Raw genomic sequence first — 16,515 nt, forward strand, 5'->3', positions numbered from 1 at the left:
GTGATTTTAACCAGGGGCGGGTAGCGGTGCAAACAAGATGGTATTAATAGAGAATTATTCTGATCGGACTTGTTCGGCGTACAACTGTACGCTAAAGTGCGAACAAAATCCCGAATGTGAAATAGTGGAAGAGGTACCGAATGAAACGTGCAGTGATTACTGGCTTGGGAATCGTCTCCAGCATTGGTAACAACCAGCAGGAAGTTCTGGCAAGTTTGCAGGAAGGACGCTCTGGGATCACCTTCTCTCAGGAGCTGAAAGATTCAGGCATGCGTAGTCACGTATGGGGCAATGTTAAGCTCGATACCACTGGCCTGATTGACCGTAAAGTGGTTCGCTTTATGAGCGATGCCTCGATTTATGCTTATCTGGCTATGCAGGAGGCGATTCAATCTGCTGGGCTAGAGGAGTCGGTTTATCAGAACAACCCGCGTGTTGGCCTGGTGGCTGGTTCAGGCGGTGGCTCACCCCGTTTTCAAGTGTTCGGTGCCGATGCCATGCGCAGCCCACGTGGCCTGAAAGCGGTTGGCCCTTATGTGGTCACCAAAGCGATGGCTTCCGGTGTTTCTGCTTGTCTGGCGACTCCGTTTAAAATCCATGGCGTCAACTACTCAATCAGCTCTGCTTGTTCCACATCTGCTCACTGCATTGGTAATGCGGTAGAACAGATCCAGATGGGTAAACAGGATATTGTGTTTGCCGGTGGCGGTGAAGAACTGTGCTGGGAAATGGCCTGCGAGTTTGATGCGATGGGTGCCCTGTCGACCAAATATAACGACACGCCAGAGAAAGCCTCTCGCACCTATGATGCCAACCGTGATGGCTTCGTCATCGCCGGTGGTGGCGGTATGGTGGTGGTTGAAGAGCTGGAACATGCTCTGGCCCGTGGTGCGCATATCTATGCCGAGGTGGTGGGCTACGGTGCCACTTCTGATGGTGCTGATATGGTGGCACCATCCGGTGAAGGTGCGGTGCGTTGTATGCAATTGGCAATGAGTGGTGTGGATACCCCAATCGATTACATTAACGTACACGGTACTTCAACCCCGGTTGGTGATGTTAAAGAGCTCTGGGCTATCCGTGAAGTATTTGGTGATCAGGTCCCGGCGCTTTCGGCCACCAAGGCGATGACCGGCCACTCACTGGGTGCTGCGGGTGTGCAGGAAGCAATTTACAGCCTGCTGATGCTGGAGCATGGTTTTATTGCACCGAGCATCAATATCGAGACCCTGGATGAGAAAGCGGTGGGCATGAACGTTGTCACCGAACCGACTAAGCGTGAATTGACCACTGTGATGTCCAACAGCTTCGGTTTCGGCGGGACTAACGCGACATTGGTGATGCGTAAACTGGCGTAATCAAGCGCTATTCGCAGTCAATGTATAGAGTTATCAGGCACGGTTTACCGTGCCTGAACTTTTTTTAGCTGTGCTCAGGTGAGCGTAGCGGTTTCCCTCTGATTAAGGCAGTTTGATTCTGCTGAGTCGTTCAACTGCCAAGCTAATTTCACCCGGCGTTAATGCAGAAAACCCAAGCAACCAACCATCACGTTGTGCCGCAGTCGTTTGATACTGCCTGGATAGCGGGGGGGTGATAACGCCCAATTGTTGTGCCTGCCTGGTTAACGCGCTTTCTTGACCCGTGGGTAGCCATACCGTGAGCTGTAAACCCCCACTCGCCGCTTGTGGCGTAGCAATATGCTTCAAATGCTGCTCGATTTGAGTTAACAACCAATCACGACGGCTGTGGTAAAGCTGGCGCATATAGCGAATATGCGCGGCAAAATACCCTTGTTGAATAAACTCTGCCGTTACCGCTTGCATCAATTGGTTGCTATGCCCGTCATACAGGGTGCGTGCGGTAGTGAATGCATTAACTAACGTCGGCGGGACAACCAGATAAGCCAAGCGTAGTGATGGGAACAATGTTTTGGAAAAGGTGCCGACGTACAGCACCGAACCGTGGTTATCAACCCCTTGCAGTGCAGGCATCGGTTGACCGGTGTAATGAAATTCGCTGTCGTAATCATCCTCAATAATCCAGGCATGGTTTTTCCGTGCAGTCTCTAACAGCATCAAGCGCCTTTCCAGACTCAGCGCGACACCAGTGGGATAATGGTGGCCCGGTGTTACGTAGATCAAACGTGGAGCAGGGAGGGCATTATTGGGTTGTAGCCCATCCTGATCGACGCTGACGGGGATGAGATTGGCACCGATACTGATAAAGGCATTTCTCGCCCCCACGTACCCAGGTTCTTCCATCCACACATCATCACCATGGTCGAGTAACAAGGTGGCAATTAACTGTAATGCTTGTTGTGAACTGGTGAGGATGATGACCTGCTGTGCATCACAGTTCACTCCGCGCGTCTGACCAAGGTAACCGGCAATGGCCTCGCGCAGTGGTCGGTAGCCTTGTGGATCACCGTAGCGCAGTAATTGCTCCCCTCTGATGCGTAATTGTTGGTTGGTGATCTGCTTCCATAGTTTCAGTGGGAAAGCGCGCAGTTCTGGTGAGCTGGCGGCAAAGGCTTGTGGTTGTAGTGGGTCCTGGCAACCCCCGGTTTGGACAATTTGGTTACCGCGCTGAGAAAGTTGTAATAACCGAGAAGGTCGAGGCGTCTTGGGCGGCTTGATAATTTTGATTGAAACATAGGTACCCACCCCCACTTTACGCTGCAGATACCCCTCCGCTTCCAGTTGTGAATAAGCAGATTCGACAGTAACACGTGAAATATTCAAATCAGCGGCCAGCACTCGGGATGAAGGCAAGCGTTGCCCGAGAGGCAGTGCCCCACTATGAATGGCATTGCGTAAACTACTGCACACCTGTTCACGTCGTGTTCCTGCAGTGTTTTTTGCCTGTTGAAACAAGGGAATCAGTATCTGGCGTGTCATTGGTCTTATTGTGCTGGCTAAATGGGTCTTATTGATAAGACCAAAATCAGGCAAAATTGTCATTAAATTTTAGCCAGACAGGAGCAATGACCATGGGCGACGTTTCACTAGTGTTAGCTTTTCCCCCACCAACGGCAGCCGAGAGTCAAAACTACTTGGCCGCAAAGCTGAGCTATTACACGGATTCTGCCGATGTGGCAGCAGATCTGCGTAATGGCATTGGCGATATTGTGGTGATCGACACGCGATCCGAGGCTTTGTATGGTGCAGGGCATATCCCCGGGGCAATCAGTTTCCCCCATCGTCTAATGAATGAAACCGCTACTCGCCATCTCGACCGGAGCAAAGTTTATGTGACCTATTGTGATGGCATTGGCTGTAACGGCTCGACTAACGGGGCTTACAAGTTGGCAAAACTCGGCTTGCGGGTGAAAGAGCTGATAGGCGGGTTGGATTTCTGGCAGCGTGATGGTCATCCGTTAGCGCTGGGTGATCAGCCGGGCAGCATGCAAGGTGAAGAAAGTCATCTGGCGTGCGGCTGCTAACCGCATAAGGTTGATTAAATTGGCGGAGTATCCCGCCAATTTGGGTTACTTGTTCTCTATTTACTCAGCAGTGGATAAACGGCGTTGGCGAAGTTTGCGCAACACCGGTGGCAAGATCAAGACGGCGACCGCCAGCACTAAGAGACATTGCGCAATCGGGCTGCTCCACAGAATAGCAAACTCACCGTTACTGATAGATAACGCACGGCGCAGGTTCTGCTCCAGCATTTCACCCAGCACAAAACCCAGGATCAGTGGCGACATGGGAAAGTGCAATTTCCGTAGAATATAGCCAAACACCCCGAGCCCTACCATCAACAGTAAATCGAAGGTAGTACTGTGAACCGCATAAACACCCACTGCCGAGACGGTAGCAATCGCGGGAACCAGCAGCCACAATGGAATGTTCAACATGCGGGTGAACAGACCGATTAACGGAATGTTCATAATCAGTAGCATGACGTTGGCGATCAGCAGTGCGGCAATCAGCCCCCAGACGATATCGGGTTGTTCGGTAAACATCGCCGGGCCCGGGGTAATATTATAGAGCGTTAATGCGCCTAACATTACCGCGGTAGTACCGGAGCCTGGGACCCCCAAGGTTAACATCGGGATAAACGAGCCACAGGCGGAGGCGTTGTTGGCCGCCTCCGGTGCTGCGACACCGCGAATATCGCCCTTGCCGAATGAGTCGCTGTTACCGCTGATCCTTTTCTCTGTCATATAAGTTAGCGCACTGGCGATGGTAGCTCCGGCCCCCGGTAAAATACCGACGAAAAAGCCAATCACCGATGAACGCAGGGTCGGGCCAACGCACTCTGCAGCCTCTTTACGGTTAAACAGCATACGCCCAGTTTTCCGGATCAATTTCTGCCCGCCACTGCTATTTTCCAGCATCAGCAGGATTTCACTGACAGAGAACAAACCGATCACCACCACGATAAATTGAATGCCATCGGAAAGGTGTACGCTGTCGAAGGTAAAGCGATAAACCCCGGTGTTGGCATCGACCCCTACGGTGGCTAAGCCCAGGCCGATCAACGCCGCCAGCAGCGATTTCAATGGGTTTTGACTCATCATGCTGCCCAGGCAAGCAATAGCAAATACCATTAAAGCGAAGTACTCTGCCGGACCAAATGCCAGCGACCAGCGGGCCAGGATGGGGGCAAACAGAATAATTCCACTGATGGCGATCAGTGAACCGAAAAAAGAACTGACGGCGGAGATAGACAGCGCCACCCCGGCACGTCCTTGTTGCGCCATTGGGTAACCATCCAGTGCGGTCATGATGGCGGCAGCATCCCCAGGGACATTCAGCAAAATTGAAGAGATACGCCCACCGTATTCACAACCGATATACACCGTCGCCAGCAGAATCAAAGCCGATTCGGCGGGTAATTTTAGTGCAAAGGCCAACGGCAGCAAGATTGCCACGCCGTTAATTGGCCCAAGACCCGGTAATAACCCGACGATGGTACCGACGAAGCAACCAATCAGTGCAATGACCAGATTTTGTGGTAGCAGAGCCACTTCAAAACCTTGTGATAAATATTGCCAGGTTTCCATCATAGCTCCTGTTAACTTAGCCAAATGCCGAGTGGCAGCGTGACATCAAGTAAATAATCAAAGGCGTAGAACAGTGAAATGCTCATGATAACGCCAGAGATCAGCGCTGCAATCAGGCTGGCTTGGAATAGCATGCCAATACTGAAGGTCAGCAGGGTGGTGGCCAGAGGGAAGCCGAGCCATTCGAAACCCCAGGCATAAAGCACCAAGGTGATGACCAAGACCAGCAGGCGTTGCAGGACTTTATGGTGCGGCCAAGCGATCACTTGTGGCTTACTGAATAACAATAAGGCGGCACACAAGGCCATCAGGCTTAGAATAACCAGCGGAAAGGGGCGTGGCCCCAGCGGTTCATAGCTATATTCACTTTGAATATTCCAGCCGACAAACAGACCAGCGAGACACAGCAACAACCATAAACCGGCAAAAATACGTTCACTCATGGCATGTTCCTGGGTTATTTGGCGAGACCAAATGATTTAGCCATTTCACGGTATTGGTTAACCTGTTGTTTTACGTAGGCATCCAGTTCTGGCCCCGTTAAATTGAATTCAAACAGACCGCGTAAATTACGTTGTTTTTTGAACTCCTCGGTTTCGACCAATTTCTTGAAAGTATCGCTCCACCATTGATATTCGGCCTCGCTCACTTTAGGCCCCATATAAAAGCCACGGATGATAGGCCATACCAGGTTGTATCCTTGCTCTTTAGCGGTGGGAACAGAGGCAAGATCCCCGGGTAGACGTTGTTCAGCATAGACCGCCAGTACGCGCAGTTTATCGCCATTCAAATAGGGCACCATTTCGCTTAGGTCACCGGATACGGCCTGAATATGGTTACCGAGCAGTGCGGTGACCGGTTCGCCGCCCCCTTCAAAGGCGACATAGCGCATCTTGTGAGGGTCGATACCTACTTCCCGCGCTAGCAAGGCTGTTTTCATCCAATCCTGGCTACCAATAGAAGCACCAGCACCAAATACCACCGCGTTAGGATCCTTTTTGAAGGCTTCCATCAGATCGTTGAGTGTTTTGTAGGGGGAATCCGCACGCACAGCAATGGCACCATAGTCCGTGCCTATCGCCGCCAGCCATTTCACATCATTAACGTCATAACGGCCAAATTTGCCTTGTGACAGATTCAGTAACGAACCGCCCGAGAATGCGACAACGGTACCAAATTCTGCTGGTCGCTGGGCGACAATCGCGTTATAGGCCACCGCACCAACGCCGCCGGGCATATAGGTGACGCGCATTGGTTTGCTGATGGCGTTGGTTTCTTGTAATGAAACCTGAAGGAGTTTACAGGTGAGATCAAACCCACCACCCGGCTTGGCCGGGGCGATACATTCGGTACGTCCTGGTGCGTCAACGGCCCAGGTTTGATTGGCAGCTAACAACAGCAGTGCGGCGGTAAAGGTATGAGTCATTATTTTTTTCATGGTTTTCCCTATTGGTTTTATTTCAGTTTGTGATATCGCCACCTGACAGGTAGTTAATATCTTGTTAAAACATTTACCTTTCATTTACCTTTCACCGTCGGGAAAAATTGACAGGATGTGATATGCGTCTCTTGCTTGTAGAGGATCACCCGGAGTTGTCACACTGGTTACAGAAAGCCCTCACCGGACTGGGGTTTGCTGTGGATGTCGCTTTGGATGGTGTGGTTGCAGACCATCTGCTATTAAACGAAAAGTATGCGCTGGTGGTATTGGATGTCGCCCTGCCACGGTTGGATGGTTTTCAACTGTTGGCACGTTTACGTAAGCGTGGTCAGGCATTACCGGTATTGCTTCTGACCGCGCGAACGGAGGTCACTGATCGTGTGAAAGGGCTGAATCTGGGCGCTGATGATTACCTTACCAAACCGTTTGAGCTTGATGAGCTAGAGGCCAGGATCCGTGCGTTACTGCGCCGCAGTGTCGGTATTACGCAACAGGTGTTGGAGTTCGGTGCACTCACTTATCACCATGAAGGTTATTTTGCCTTGGACGGTCAACCGCTGGCACTGACCCCGCGTGAGCTGGCGGTATTGACGGTGTTAATACATCGTCGTGGCCGGCCGGTTGCCAAAATGCAGTTATTTGAACAAGTTTTTACCCTCAATGATCAAGCCAACCCTGAAAGTATCGAATTGTATGTGCATCGCTTACGCAAGAAATTGCTGGGTAGCAATGTGGCGATTATGACCTTAAGAGGGCTGGGGTACAGCCTGGAGTTGTGCAATGAAGTGGTTTAAGGCACCGCGCTCACTGTTTTATCAATTAATGTTGTTCTTCGGTTTACCCTTGTTGGTGCTGGGCAGCGTTTCAATCTATATCCATTATTTTAGCGCCATGAATGCCGCCAGATTAGCCTATGATCGTACCTTGTTGGCTTCCGCTCGGACGGTGGCGGAAAGGGTGGTGGTGCGTAACCAGAAACTGGAGGTGGATGTCCCTTATGTGGTGCTGGATAGCTTCGAACGTAATATGAATGACCGTTTGTATTATCAGGTGATCTCGCCGCAGGGAACTACGATTTCAGGTTATAACGACTTGCCACCGATGCCACAGAAAACCTCTCGTTCCGAGCTTTATCCGGCATTGGTGCATTTTTATGATGCGCAATATCGTGGCCAGCCGATCCGGGTGGCGGCCCTTTTTCAGCCAGTTAATGAAGCGGGTGTTATGGGGGTAGTCACCATTCTGGTGGCAGAAACCTTGGTGTCGCGCCATTATCTGGCACGACAAATGCTGTTAAGCGCGCTGCTCAGTCAGGGGGGCGTGGTCATTTTGACCTTGGCGTTGGCCTTTATTTTACTGAAACAAGTATTAAAACCCTTAGGCAAACTTTCCAGCCTGATGTTGCGCCGCGATCCGGGAGAATTGACACCACTACCCATGGTTTTACCTTGGTCTGAAATGCGCCCCTTACTGTTGGCATTTAACCGCTATATCGAACGGTTACGCTTGATGGTGGCACGTCAAGAGCGGTTTAGCGCTGATGCCGCGCATCAATTACGCACACCTTTGGCGGTACTGAAAACTCAGGTTGGCGTCGCCTTGGCCAGTGATCAACCGGAACAATGGCGTGAGAGCTTGCAAGGGATGAATGCAACGCTAGACAGCACTATTGCGCTCACCGCGCGTCTTTTGTCTCTCTCTCGGCTGAAGAGCGATGGTCAACAGGCTAACCATCAGTTACAGCCGGTGAATTTAGTACAAATATTGCGTGATACCTGCTTTTCATGTTTACCCCAGGCACGCAGTAAACAGATCGATTTGGGGTATGAAGGTGTTGATGCCTGTTGGGTGGCGGGAGAGGCGCTATTGCTGGCCGAATTATGTGCCAACTTGCTCGATAATGCCTTGAAATATACACCCTGCGGCGGAACGGTCACTGCGCGAGTGAGAATGACTAGCGAGTTTATTCAGTTAGAAATTGAAGACAGTGGGCCGGGTATTGCTCAGGAACAGCGGGTGGCGGCCTTGCAACCCTTCCATCGCCTGGATAATGTCGGTGATCAGCCTGGTGCTGGGCTGGGGTTAGCATTGGTGAACGATATCTGCACCTATCATGGCACCCATCTGGAACTCTCCCGAGCTGATTCGTTAGGGGGCTTGCTGGTATCTGTCCGTTTTATCCCTACGGCTCTTTGAACCGCAAAAAAACTGCCTTGCTCCGCGCAATGCGGGCACTGCTCGGCTTCTTGAAACTTGATCCACTTTTCTGTCGATGCCAGCCTGCAACTTAATGGCGCTTGGGTATAGAATAGGGCGATTGCAAGATGATGGGAGATAAACGTGAAGATCCTGGTTGATGAAAATATGCCCTATGCGTTGGAACTGTTTGGGTGCCTGGGAGAGGTGCAGGCGGTTCCTGGGCGGCCTATCCCGCAGCAGGCACTGGCTGAAGCCGATGCACTGATGGTGCGCTCCGTGACAAAAGTGAATCAGGCATTGTTAGCCGGGACGCGAGTCAGCTTTGTTGGCACCGCCACTGCAGGCACCGATCATGTGGATGAAGCCTGGTTGCAGCAGGCGGGGATTGGATTTTCAGCGGCCCCTGGATGTAATGCCATCGCGGTGGTGGAGTATGTGTTTTCTGCCTTGCTGTTCTTGGCAGAGCGGGATGGTTTCCATTTGCGTGATAAAACGGTGGGGATTGTTGGCGTGGGCAATGTGGGCTCTCGCCTTGATGCGCGCCTCAAGGCATTAGGGGTACGTACCCTGTTGTGCGACCCTCCCCGTGCCGAACGTGGGGAGAGTGGTGAATTTTGGCCACTGGAAAAACTGGTGGCAGAAGCAGACATTCTCACCTTCCACACCCCATTGAACAAAACCGGGCCTTATAAATCGCTGCATCTGGTGGATGCCGATCTGCTGGATGCGCTGCCGGATGAGCGGATCCTGGTTAATGCCAGCCGTGGTGCGGTGGTGCACAATGCCGCGTTGCTGAAAGCATTAGAGCGCGGAAAAAGGTTGAGCACGGTGCTGGATGTCTGGGAACCGGAACCGGATCTTTGCGTACCACTACTGGAGTGGGCGGATATTGCTACCCCCCATATCGCCGGTTATTCGCTGGAAGGCAAGGCGCGCGGGACCACACAGGTGTTTGCCGCGTTGGCCCAACACCTGGGGCAACCCCAGGATATTGAGCTGTCGTCGCTGTTACCGGTGGCGGAGTTCAATGAGATCTGTTGCCACGGTCCGTTGGATGAAGGGAAATTAAAACGATTGATTCACTTGGTGTATGATGTGCGCCGCGACGATGCGCCATTGCGCCAGGTTGCCGGGCTGCCCGGTGAATTTGATCGCCTGCGCAAGTATTACCCGGATCGACGGGAATGGTCATCACTGCGGGTACAGTGTGATGACAGTGCCAGTGCTGAACTGTTGCAGCGACTCGGTTTTTCTGTTCGCTAAACGGTGGCGCAAGGTGAAATCCCTGTCGCCATATAAATAGATACTCTGGAGAACATCCCATGTCTGATGGTTGGAACATAGCTCTGCTCGGTGCCACAGGTGCCGTTGGTGAGGCGTTACTGGAATTGTTACAGGAGCGCCAGTTTCCGTTGGGTGAGCTGTTTCCTTTAGCCAGTGAGCGCAGTGCTGGTGCGACGGTTCGCGTTAACGGCAAATCGATATTGGTAGAGAATGCCGAAGGGTTTGACTGGTCGCAGGTGCAACTGGCTTTTTTTGCTGCCGGCAGCGAGGCGGCGGCACGTTATGCTGATGAGGCGGCCAATATGGGCTGCCTGGTGATTGATACCAGTGGTTACTTTGCCTTGGAACCAGATGTTCCGTTAGTGGTACCCGGTGTCAACCCGCAGGTATTGGCGGATTATCGTAACCGCAATATCGTGGCGATAGCCGACAGCATGGTCAGCCAATTGCTGACCGCGATTAAACCGCTGACCGAACAGGCGGGTCTTTCCCGTTTACAGGTAACGACGCTGATGTCAGCTTCATCACGCGGTAAACTGGCGGTGGATGAGCTGGCTGGGCAGAGTGCGCGTTTGCTTAACGGCATTCCTGCTGAACCCGGTATCTTTGCCAAGCAGTTGGCTTTCAACCTGTTACCTCTGATCAGTGATGAACAGGGGAGCGTGCGGGAAGAGCGTCTTATCGTTGACCAGGTGCGTAAAGTGTTGCAAGACGCCGGCTTGCCGATTTCCGTCAGTTGTGTGCAAACATCGGTATTTTACGGTCATGCACAAGTGGTGCATGTGGAAACCTTGCGTCCGCTGACAGTTGAAGAGGCACGCGGTGAACTAGAGCAAGCCGATGATATTCAACTGAGTGAAGATGACGACTACCCGACACAGGTGACGGAAGCTTCCGGGAGTGAGGTGTTAAGTATTGGTTGTCTGCGGCAGGATTATGGTATCCCGGAAATGCTGCAGTTTTGGTCAGTGGCCGATAATGTGCGCTTTGGTGGTGCCTTGATGGCTGTTGAAACCGCAGAACGCTTGTTGCAGGAGCAGATGTACTGATGTCTGCAGAGTCACCCATTCTCCCGCCAATGCTGAAAATTGCGCTGGGGGTTGAATATGATGGTAGTCGTTATTATGGTTGGCAGCGCCAGCAGGAAGTCACCAGTGTGCAGGCTTGCCTGGAGCAGGCGTTAAGTAAAGTGGCCGATGCGCCAATCAGCGTATTTTGCGCCGGGCGTACTGATGCCGGGGTGCATGCCACAGGGCAGGTGGTGCATTTTGAAACCACGGCGCGTCGTCAGGATGCTGCCTGGACAATGGGCGTCAATACGCATTTGCCGCCAGATATTGCGGTGCGTTGGGTTCAGGGAGTGAGCAGCGATTTTCATGCGCGTTTCAGTGCCACCGCGCGCCGCTATCGCTACATCATCTATAATCATCGCTACCGTCCGGCGATTATGCAGCAGGGGGTAACGCATTTTTATCACCCGCTGGATGCTGAACGGATGCATCGCGCCGCCCAGGCTTTATTGGGTGAGAATGACTTTACCTCATTCCGTGCAGTGCAATGCCAGTCACGCACGCCATGGCGCAATGTAAAACAGGTGAAGGTTTCGCGTTATGGTGGCTATATCCTGGTGGATATCAAAGCCAACGCATTTGTTCATCATATGGTGCGAAATATTGTTGGAAGCTTGTTGGAAGTGGGGTGTGGTAACCAGGAAGAGAGCTGGATAGCCGAACTGTTGGCGTTGAAAGATCGCAACCTGGCAGCCGCCACGGCACGGCCAGACGGTTTGTATCTGGTGGCGGTGGATTACCCAGAGCGTTTTGCGTTACCTCGCCCCCCGTTGGGGCCGTTGTTTTTAGCTGACGATTAAACCGTCAGATAGTAGATAGATAAGTATTTAGTACTGGGTAGCGTTACCCGGTTAAAATGAGAGAGTTTATGGACGTTATCAAGTTTATCATTGATTTTATTCTGCATATTGATGTGCATTTAGCCGAGTTGGTGGCGCAATATGGCGTCTGGGTTTATGCCATTTTGTTTTTGATCCTGTTTTGTGAAACGGGATTGGTGGTTACCCCGTTCCTGCCAGGGGACTCACTGCTGTTTGTTGCCGGAGCTTTGGCGGCGTTACCATCTAATGATCTCAATGTTCATACCATGGTCGCTTTGATGGTGGTGGCAGCGGTGCTTGGCGATGCGGTGAACTATACCATTGGGCGTTTGTTCGGTGAAAAGCTGTTTACCAATCCCAATTCCAAAATTTTCCGCCGCAGTTATCTGGATAAAACTCACCAGTTTTATGAAAAATATGGTGGTAAAACCATTATCCTGGCACGGTTTGTGCCTATTGTGCGTACCTTCGCCCCCTTCGTGGCGGGTATGGGGCATATGAACTATCGCCATTTTGCCGCTTATAACGTGGTTGGCGCACTGGTTTGGGTATTGCTGTTTACTTATGCGGGCTACCTGTTCGGGGATTTACCGATAGTGCAAGAAAACTTGAAACTATTGATTGTTGCCATCATTGTGGTTTCAATTCTGCCGGGTATTATTGAGATTTGGCGCCATAAACGTGCGGCAGCTCGGCAGCAAAAACAGTAAAAGCAACGGTTAACCCGTCAGTTAACGCAGTTTTTTGTCTACAGTATCGGGCCGATATGGTTTAATAAGCAGTATCTATGGTCTGTTTTTGTGAACCCGCCTATAGCCAGAGGTCTGGTGGTGGTTATCGCATAAACAGCGGGCTGGCATCTGCCTGGTTCAAACAGAAAGGTCATCAATGAGCTGGATTGAACGAATTCTTAACAAAAGTAATGTGACTCAAACCAATAAGGTGAGCATTCCTGAAGGGGTCTGGACCAAATGCGCTAGCTGTGGTCAGGTTCTTTATCGTGCTGAGTTGGAACGTAATCTCGAAGTGTGCCCCAAGTGTGATCACCATATGCGCATGTCTGCGCGTATGCGCTTGCATTCCTTGCTGGATCAAGGTAGCGAGGTTGAGGTGGCGAGTGAACTGGAGCCGAAAGACGTTCTCAAGTTCAGGGATTCTAAAAAATATAAAGATCGCCTGAGTGCGGCGCAAAAAGCCACGGGTGAAAAAGATGCGCTGGTGGTAATGAAGGGGACACTTTACGGTATGCCCATCGTCGCCGCTTCGTTTGAATTCGCCTTTATCGGTGGTTCGATGTCTTCCGTGGTGGGTGCCCGCTTTGTGCGTGCGGTTGAGCAAGCCTTGGAAGATAACTGCGCATTGATCTGCTTCTCTGCCAGTGGTGGCGCGCGTATGCAGGAAGCGTTGATGTCGCTGATGCAGATGGCCAAAACCAGTGCGGCGTTAGCCAAATTGCAGGAACGTGGTCTGCCCTATATTTCGGTGTTGACTGACCCGACCATGGGGGGCGTTTCCGCCAGTCTGGCGATGCTCGGGGATATCAATATCGCCGAGCCTAAAGCATTGATTGGTTTTGCCGGTCCGCGTGTTATTGAGCAGACAGTGCGTGAGAAACTGCCGCCAGGTTTCCAACGCAGTGAGTTCCTGATTGAAAAGGGCGCGATCGATATGATTGTTCGTCGACCAGAAATGCGCCGGACTCTGGCAAACATCATTTCCATGTTGACTAACCAACCCCTGCCAGATTTTGATGGTGTTGCTCCGCTAGCCGCAGAGGAAAACCAGGCCAACGCCTAAGGTATGTCAGACCCTGCGTGTCGCCATTAGCGGGGTCGTCGTCACTTTATGGTTATACCCAAGTTCAATCAAGTTGCAGGTAGGCGGCAAAGGAGTGAGTCCCTAGGAGCATAGAAAACTATGTGACTAGGGTGAATGAGAGTAGCCAACAACCCTGCAGCTTGAATGGCGACGGGTATATCACGGAATGCCCTCTTGGATTGACTTAAGAGGCGCACCTGACGGATTTTGAACCTAAAGTCAGTGATAGGATGTATGCAAAACCACCAAACTCCCCAAGCTACGGCACCCCTGAATACGTGGCTCTACTATCTGGAACATCTGCATAGCCAAGCGATAGAACTCGGTCTGGATCGTGTACGGCACGTTGCCGCCCAACTCGATCTGCTTACGCCGGCTCCGACGGTGTTTACGGTGGCCGGCACCAACGGCAAAGGTACTACCTGCCGCACGTTGGAGGCCATTATGTTAGCCGCCGGGTTACGGGTAGGGGTTTATAGCTCCCCGCATCTGGTGCGCTATACCGAGCGGGTGCGTATCCAGGGGGAGGAACTCAGCGAAACGGAACACTGCCGTTCATTTGCCGCTATTGAGGCCGGTCGCGGTGAAACCTCGTTGACCTATTTCGAATTTGGTACCCTGTCGGCATTATACCTGTTTAAACAAGCTAGACTTGATGTCGTCATCCTCGAAGTGGGGCTCGGCGGGCGTCTTGACGCCACCAACATTGTTGATGCTGACGTGGCGGTAGTGACCAGTATTGCGCTGGACCATACTGACTGGTTGGGGTGCGATCGTGAAAGTATTGGCCGTGAAAAAGCGGGTATTTTCCGTGGTGGCAAACCTGCTGTGGTCGGTGAACCGGATATGCCTCACAGTATTGGGCAAGTGGCTGAGGAGCTGGGGGCCCGCTTGTATCGCAGTGGTGACAACTGGGTGTTCAGTGAACAAGGGGAGCGTTGGCAGTGGCAAGGGGAGGGCACCAGCCTGACTGAGTTGCCGATGCCTAATGTGCCCTTGGCCAATGCGGCAACCGCGTTGGCAGCGTTATACTACTCAACATTAGACATTGATGAGAAAGCCATTTTCAGTGGCTTACAGCAGGCTACGCTGCCTGGGCGTTTTCAAACTGTACAGCACAACCCACGGGTGATCCTGGACGTGGCTCATAACCCGCATGCTGCAAGCTATCTGGCGCGTCAACTGGCAAAATTGCCACGTAACGGTGGCAAGGTTCGTGCGGTGGTGGGGATGCTATCGGACAAAGATATCGCCGCTACGTTGGCTTGCCTGAGTGAAGTAGTGGATATATGGTACTGCGCATCGTTGGATGGCCCAAGAGGGGCAAGTGCAGAACAACTGGCACAATATTTAGTGCAGCCACAACAGTTTGATGATGTTGAAACTGCCTGGCGCCAGGCTATGCAGCAAGCAGATATTCAAGATATTGTGATCGTCTGCGGCTCATTTCATACGGTAGCACCGGTGATGGCAGCTATAGACGAGGGGCGGGGAGTGTGAGTGGCAAGTAAATTTCAGAATCGACTGATTGGCACGGTGATTTTGGTCGCCTTAGGGGTCATCATTCTGCCGGGTTTGCTGGATGGCAAAAAAAGGCATTATGAAGATGAGTTTGCCGCTATTCCCCTGGTACCCAAACCCGGTGACTCCCATGAAGCTGACATGATCCCGCCAGCGTCACAACCATTACCTTCTCACCCCCCTGAAGGGGCGGGGGCATTGGTTGAACAGCAGGCAGCGGTAGAAGCGGCAGCCCAACAGGCCGCCAGACAAAATACTCAGCAGCAGCAATCGGCACCAGTTGTGGTGCCTCCGGCAACCAGTCAACCGATTCAACCCTCGCTGCAGCAGGAAACCAAGCCAGCAGAGGTGAAACCCAAGCCAGTGGTTGAACCGAAACCGGAAGTGAAGCCTGAAACCAAACCGCAGCCTAAACCCGCAACCGAAGAAAAAGCACCGGTGGGGCAGGCCTATGTGGTGCAGTTAGGTGCGTTGAAAAATGCCGCCAAGGTCAATGAAATTGTCGCTTCATTACGTTTGTCTGGCTACCGGGCCTATACAGTGCCTTCGACACCGGTTCAAGGGGTGATTACCCGGATCTATGTGGGGCCTGATGCATCGAAGCAGAAATTGCAGTCATCTTTGGCTGAACTCAATGCCATTAGTGGGTTGAGTGGTCAGGTGAAGCCGTACAGTGTTCGTTGATGGGGCTGAACTGCTCTCTGTTGGCGGCAAACACTGAAGGTGAATGGCATGGCGTTCAGGTTTTTTTCGCCGCGTTATATTTTTAATGTGGCGGGAAATCCGCTACGCAAACGTTTTCTTTTTCTGTTAGAATTCGCCGCGAATGAGATGCAAGGGCGATTCATCATTGGAATAGTTCATGGTCTGGATTGATTACGTCATTATAGCGTTGATTGGATTTTCGGCTTTGGTCAGCCTGGTCCGAGGTTTTGTACGCGAAGCATTGTCACTTGTGACATGGGGATGTGCGTTTTTTATAGCCAGCCATTTTTACCCTTACCTTGCAGCCTATTTCACTCGTTTAGAAGATGAACTGGTGCGGAATGGCGTTGCGATAGCCCTATTATTTATCGCAACGTTGATTGTGGGCGCTATTGTTAACAACGTGATCGGTACATTGGTTGATAAGACCGGGTTATCGGGTACTGATCGCGTGTTAGGTGTCTGTTTTGGCGCATTGCGTGGCGTATTGATTGTGGCGGCGCTCCTGTTTTTTCTGGATACCTTCACCACCTTGTCACAAAGTGCGGATTGGAAACAGTCGCAATTTATCCCCTATTTCAAGCCCATCATCACTTGGTTCTTTGACTATCTGCAAAGCACGTCGAGTTTATTACCCCCCTAGCTACC

At 51.8% G+C, this 16,515-nt stretch carries 16 protein-coding genes; 12 read left to right on the top strand and 4 right to left on the bottom strand.

The genetic code is table 11. From position 1 onward, the window contains the following. Window positions 1-140: 140 nt before the first annotated feature. A complete protein-coding gene (fabB, locus tag AC2A06_RS05105) occupies window positions 141-1,358 on the top strand; it encodes a beta-ketoacyl-ACP synthase I (RefSeq protein ID WP_484379571.1) in 1,218 nt (405 codons plus the stop codon). A 102-nt stretch (window positions 1,359-1,460) separates the two neighbouring features. Here fabB and pdxR read toward each other — a convergent pair whose 3' ends face one another. Beyond that, window positions 1,461-2,960, bottom strand: a complete 1,500-nt coding sequence (pdxR, locus tag AC2A06_RS05110) for a MocR-like pyridoxine biosynthesis transcription factor PdxR (RefSeq protein ID WP_484379572.1) — start codon at window positions 2,958-2,960, stop codon at window positions 1,461-1,463. 29 nt (window positions 2,961-2,989) lie between these two features. On the opposite strand from pdxR, the gene AC2A06_RS05115 reads away from it, so the two are divergent. Further along, window positions 2,990-3,442, top strand: coding sequence for a rhodanese-like domain-containing protein (locus AC2A06_RS05115; protein WP_484379573.1), 453 nt, complete (start codon window positions 2,990-2,992; stop codon window positions 3,440-3,442). A 60-nt stretch (window positions 3,443-3,502) separates the two neighbouring features. Here the strand turns inward: AC2A06_RS05115 and AC2A06_RS05120 are convergent, their stop codons facing one another. From AC2A06_RS05120 to AC2A06_RS05130, 3 genes are read right to left on the bottom strand one after another with little or no spacing between them, the layout of a single operon-like run. After that, on the bottom strand, window positions 3,503-5,008 hold the full coding sequence (locus tag AC2A06_RS05120) for a tripartite tricarboxylate transporter permease (RefSeq protein ID WP_484379574.1): 1,506 nt from the start codon (window positions 5,006-5,008) through the stop codon (window positions 3,503-3,505). Window positions 5,009-5,019: 11 nt separating this feature from the next. After that, window positions 5,020-5,451, bottom strand: coding sequence for a tripartite tricarboxylate transporter TctB family protein (locus AC2A06_RS05125; RefSeq protein ID WP_473197340.1), 432 nt, complete (start codon window positions 5,449-5,451; stop codon window positions 5,020-5,022). Window positions 5,452-5,465: 14 nt separating this feature from the next. After that, entirely contained in the window at window positions 5,466-6,446 is a 981-nt protein-coding gene (locus AC2A06_RS05130) for a Bug family tripartite tricarboxylate transporter substrate binding protein (RefSeq protein WP_484379575.1), read from the bottom strand. A gap of 122 nt (window positions 6,447-6,568) precedes the next feature. On the opposite strand from AC2A06_RS05130, the gene tctD reads away from it, so the two are divergent. The 10 genes from tctD to cvpA all read left to right on the top strand — a co-directional run bounded on the left by tctD (window position 6,569) and on the right by cvpA (window position 16,510). Further along, a complete protein-coding gene (gene tctD / locus AC2A06_RS05135; protein ID WP_484379576.1) occupies window positions 6,569-7,243 on the top strand; it encodes a transcriptional regulator TctD in 675 nt (224 codons plus the stop codon). Then, window positions 7,230-8,645 carry a sensor histidine kinase gene (locus AC2A06_RS05140; protein WP_484379577.1) on the top strand — a complete coding sequence of 472 codons (1,416 nt, stop codon included), beginning with the start codon at window positions 7,230-7,232 and terminating at the stop codon, window positions 8,643-8,645. The genes tctD and AC2A06_RS05140 overlap by 14 nt, the downstream gene beginning before the upstream one ends. A 144-nt stretch (window positions 8,646-8,789) precedes the next feature. Further along, window positions 8,790-9,911, top strand: coding sequence for a 4-phosphoerythronate dehydrogenase PdxB (gene pdxB / locus AC2A06_RS05145; protein WP_484379578.1), 1,122 nt, complete (start codon window positions 8,790-8,792; stop codon window positions 9,909-9,911). 59 nt (window positions 9,912-9,970) lie between these two features. Next, entirely contained in the window at window positions 9,971-10,981 is a 1,011-nt protein-coding gene (locus AC2A06_RS05150) for an aspartate-semialdehyde dehydrogenase (protein WP_484379579.1), read from the top strand. After that, window positions 10,981-11,802: a tRNA pseudouridine(38-40) synthase TruA gene (truA, locus tag AC2A06_RS05155; RefSeq protein ID WP_473197345.1), complete on the top strand. Its 822-nt coding sequence runs from the start codon at window positions 10,981-10,983 to the stop codon at window positions 11,800-11,802. The genes AC2A06_RS05150 and truA overlap by 1 nt, the downstream gene beginning before the upstream one ends. A gap of 68 nt (window positions 11,803-11,870) precedes the next feature. Then, on the top strand, window positions 11,871-12,533 hold the full coding sequence (locus tag AC2A06_RS05160; RefSeq protein WP_473197346.1) for a DedA family protein: 663 nt from the start codon (window positions 11,871-11,873) through the stop codon (window positions 12,531-12,533). Between the two features lie 178 nt (window positions 12,534-12,711). Beyond that, the gene (gene accD, locus AC2A06_RS05165; protein WP_484379580.1) at window positions 12,712-13,620 is read left to right on the top strand and encodes an acetyl-CoA carboxylase, carboxyltransferase subunit beta; all 909 of its coding nucleotides are present in this window, start codon (window positions 12,712-12,714) and stop codon (window positions 13,618-13,620) included. A gap of 255 nt (window positions 13,621-13,875) precedes the next feature. After that, complete coding sequence (folC, locus tag AC2A06_RS05170; protein WP_484379581.1) at window positions 13,876-15,141, top strand: bifunctional tetrahydrofolate synthase/dihydrofolate synthase; 1,266 nt, start codon at window positions 13,876-13,878, stop codon at window positions 15,139-15,141. Beyond that, window positions 15,142-15,846 (top strand): cell division protein DedD, encoded by a 705-nt coding sequence (gene dedD, locus AC2A06_RS05175; protein WP_484379582.1) that lies wholly within the window; start codon window positions 15,142-15,144, stop codon window positions 15,844-15,846. A gap of 178 nt (window positions 15,847-16,024) precedes the next feature. After that, a complete protein-coding gene (gene cvpA, locus AC2A06_RS05180) occupies window positions 16,025-16,510 on the top strand; it encodes a colicin V production protein (protein WP_023491207.1) in 486 nt (161 codons plus the stop codon). Window positions 16,511-16,515 lie beyond the last annotated feature (5 nt).

The sequence above is a fragment of the Serratia sp. HNCC26DJ244 genome, assembly GCF_057180565.1.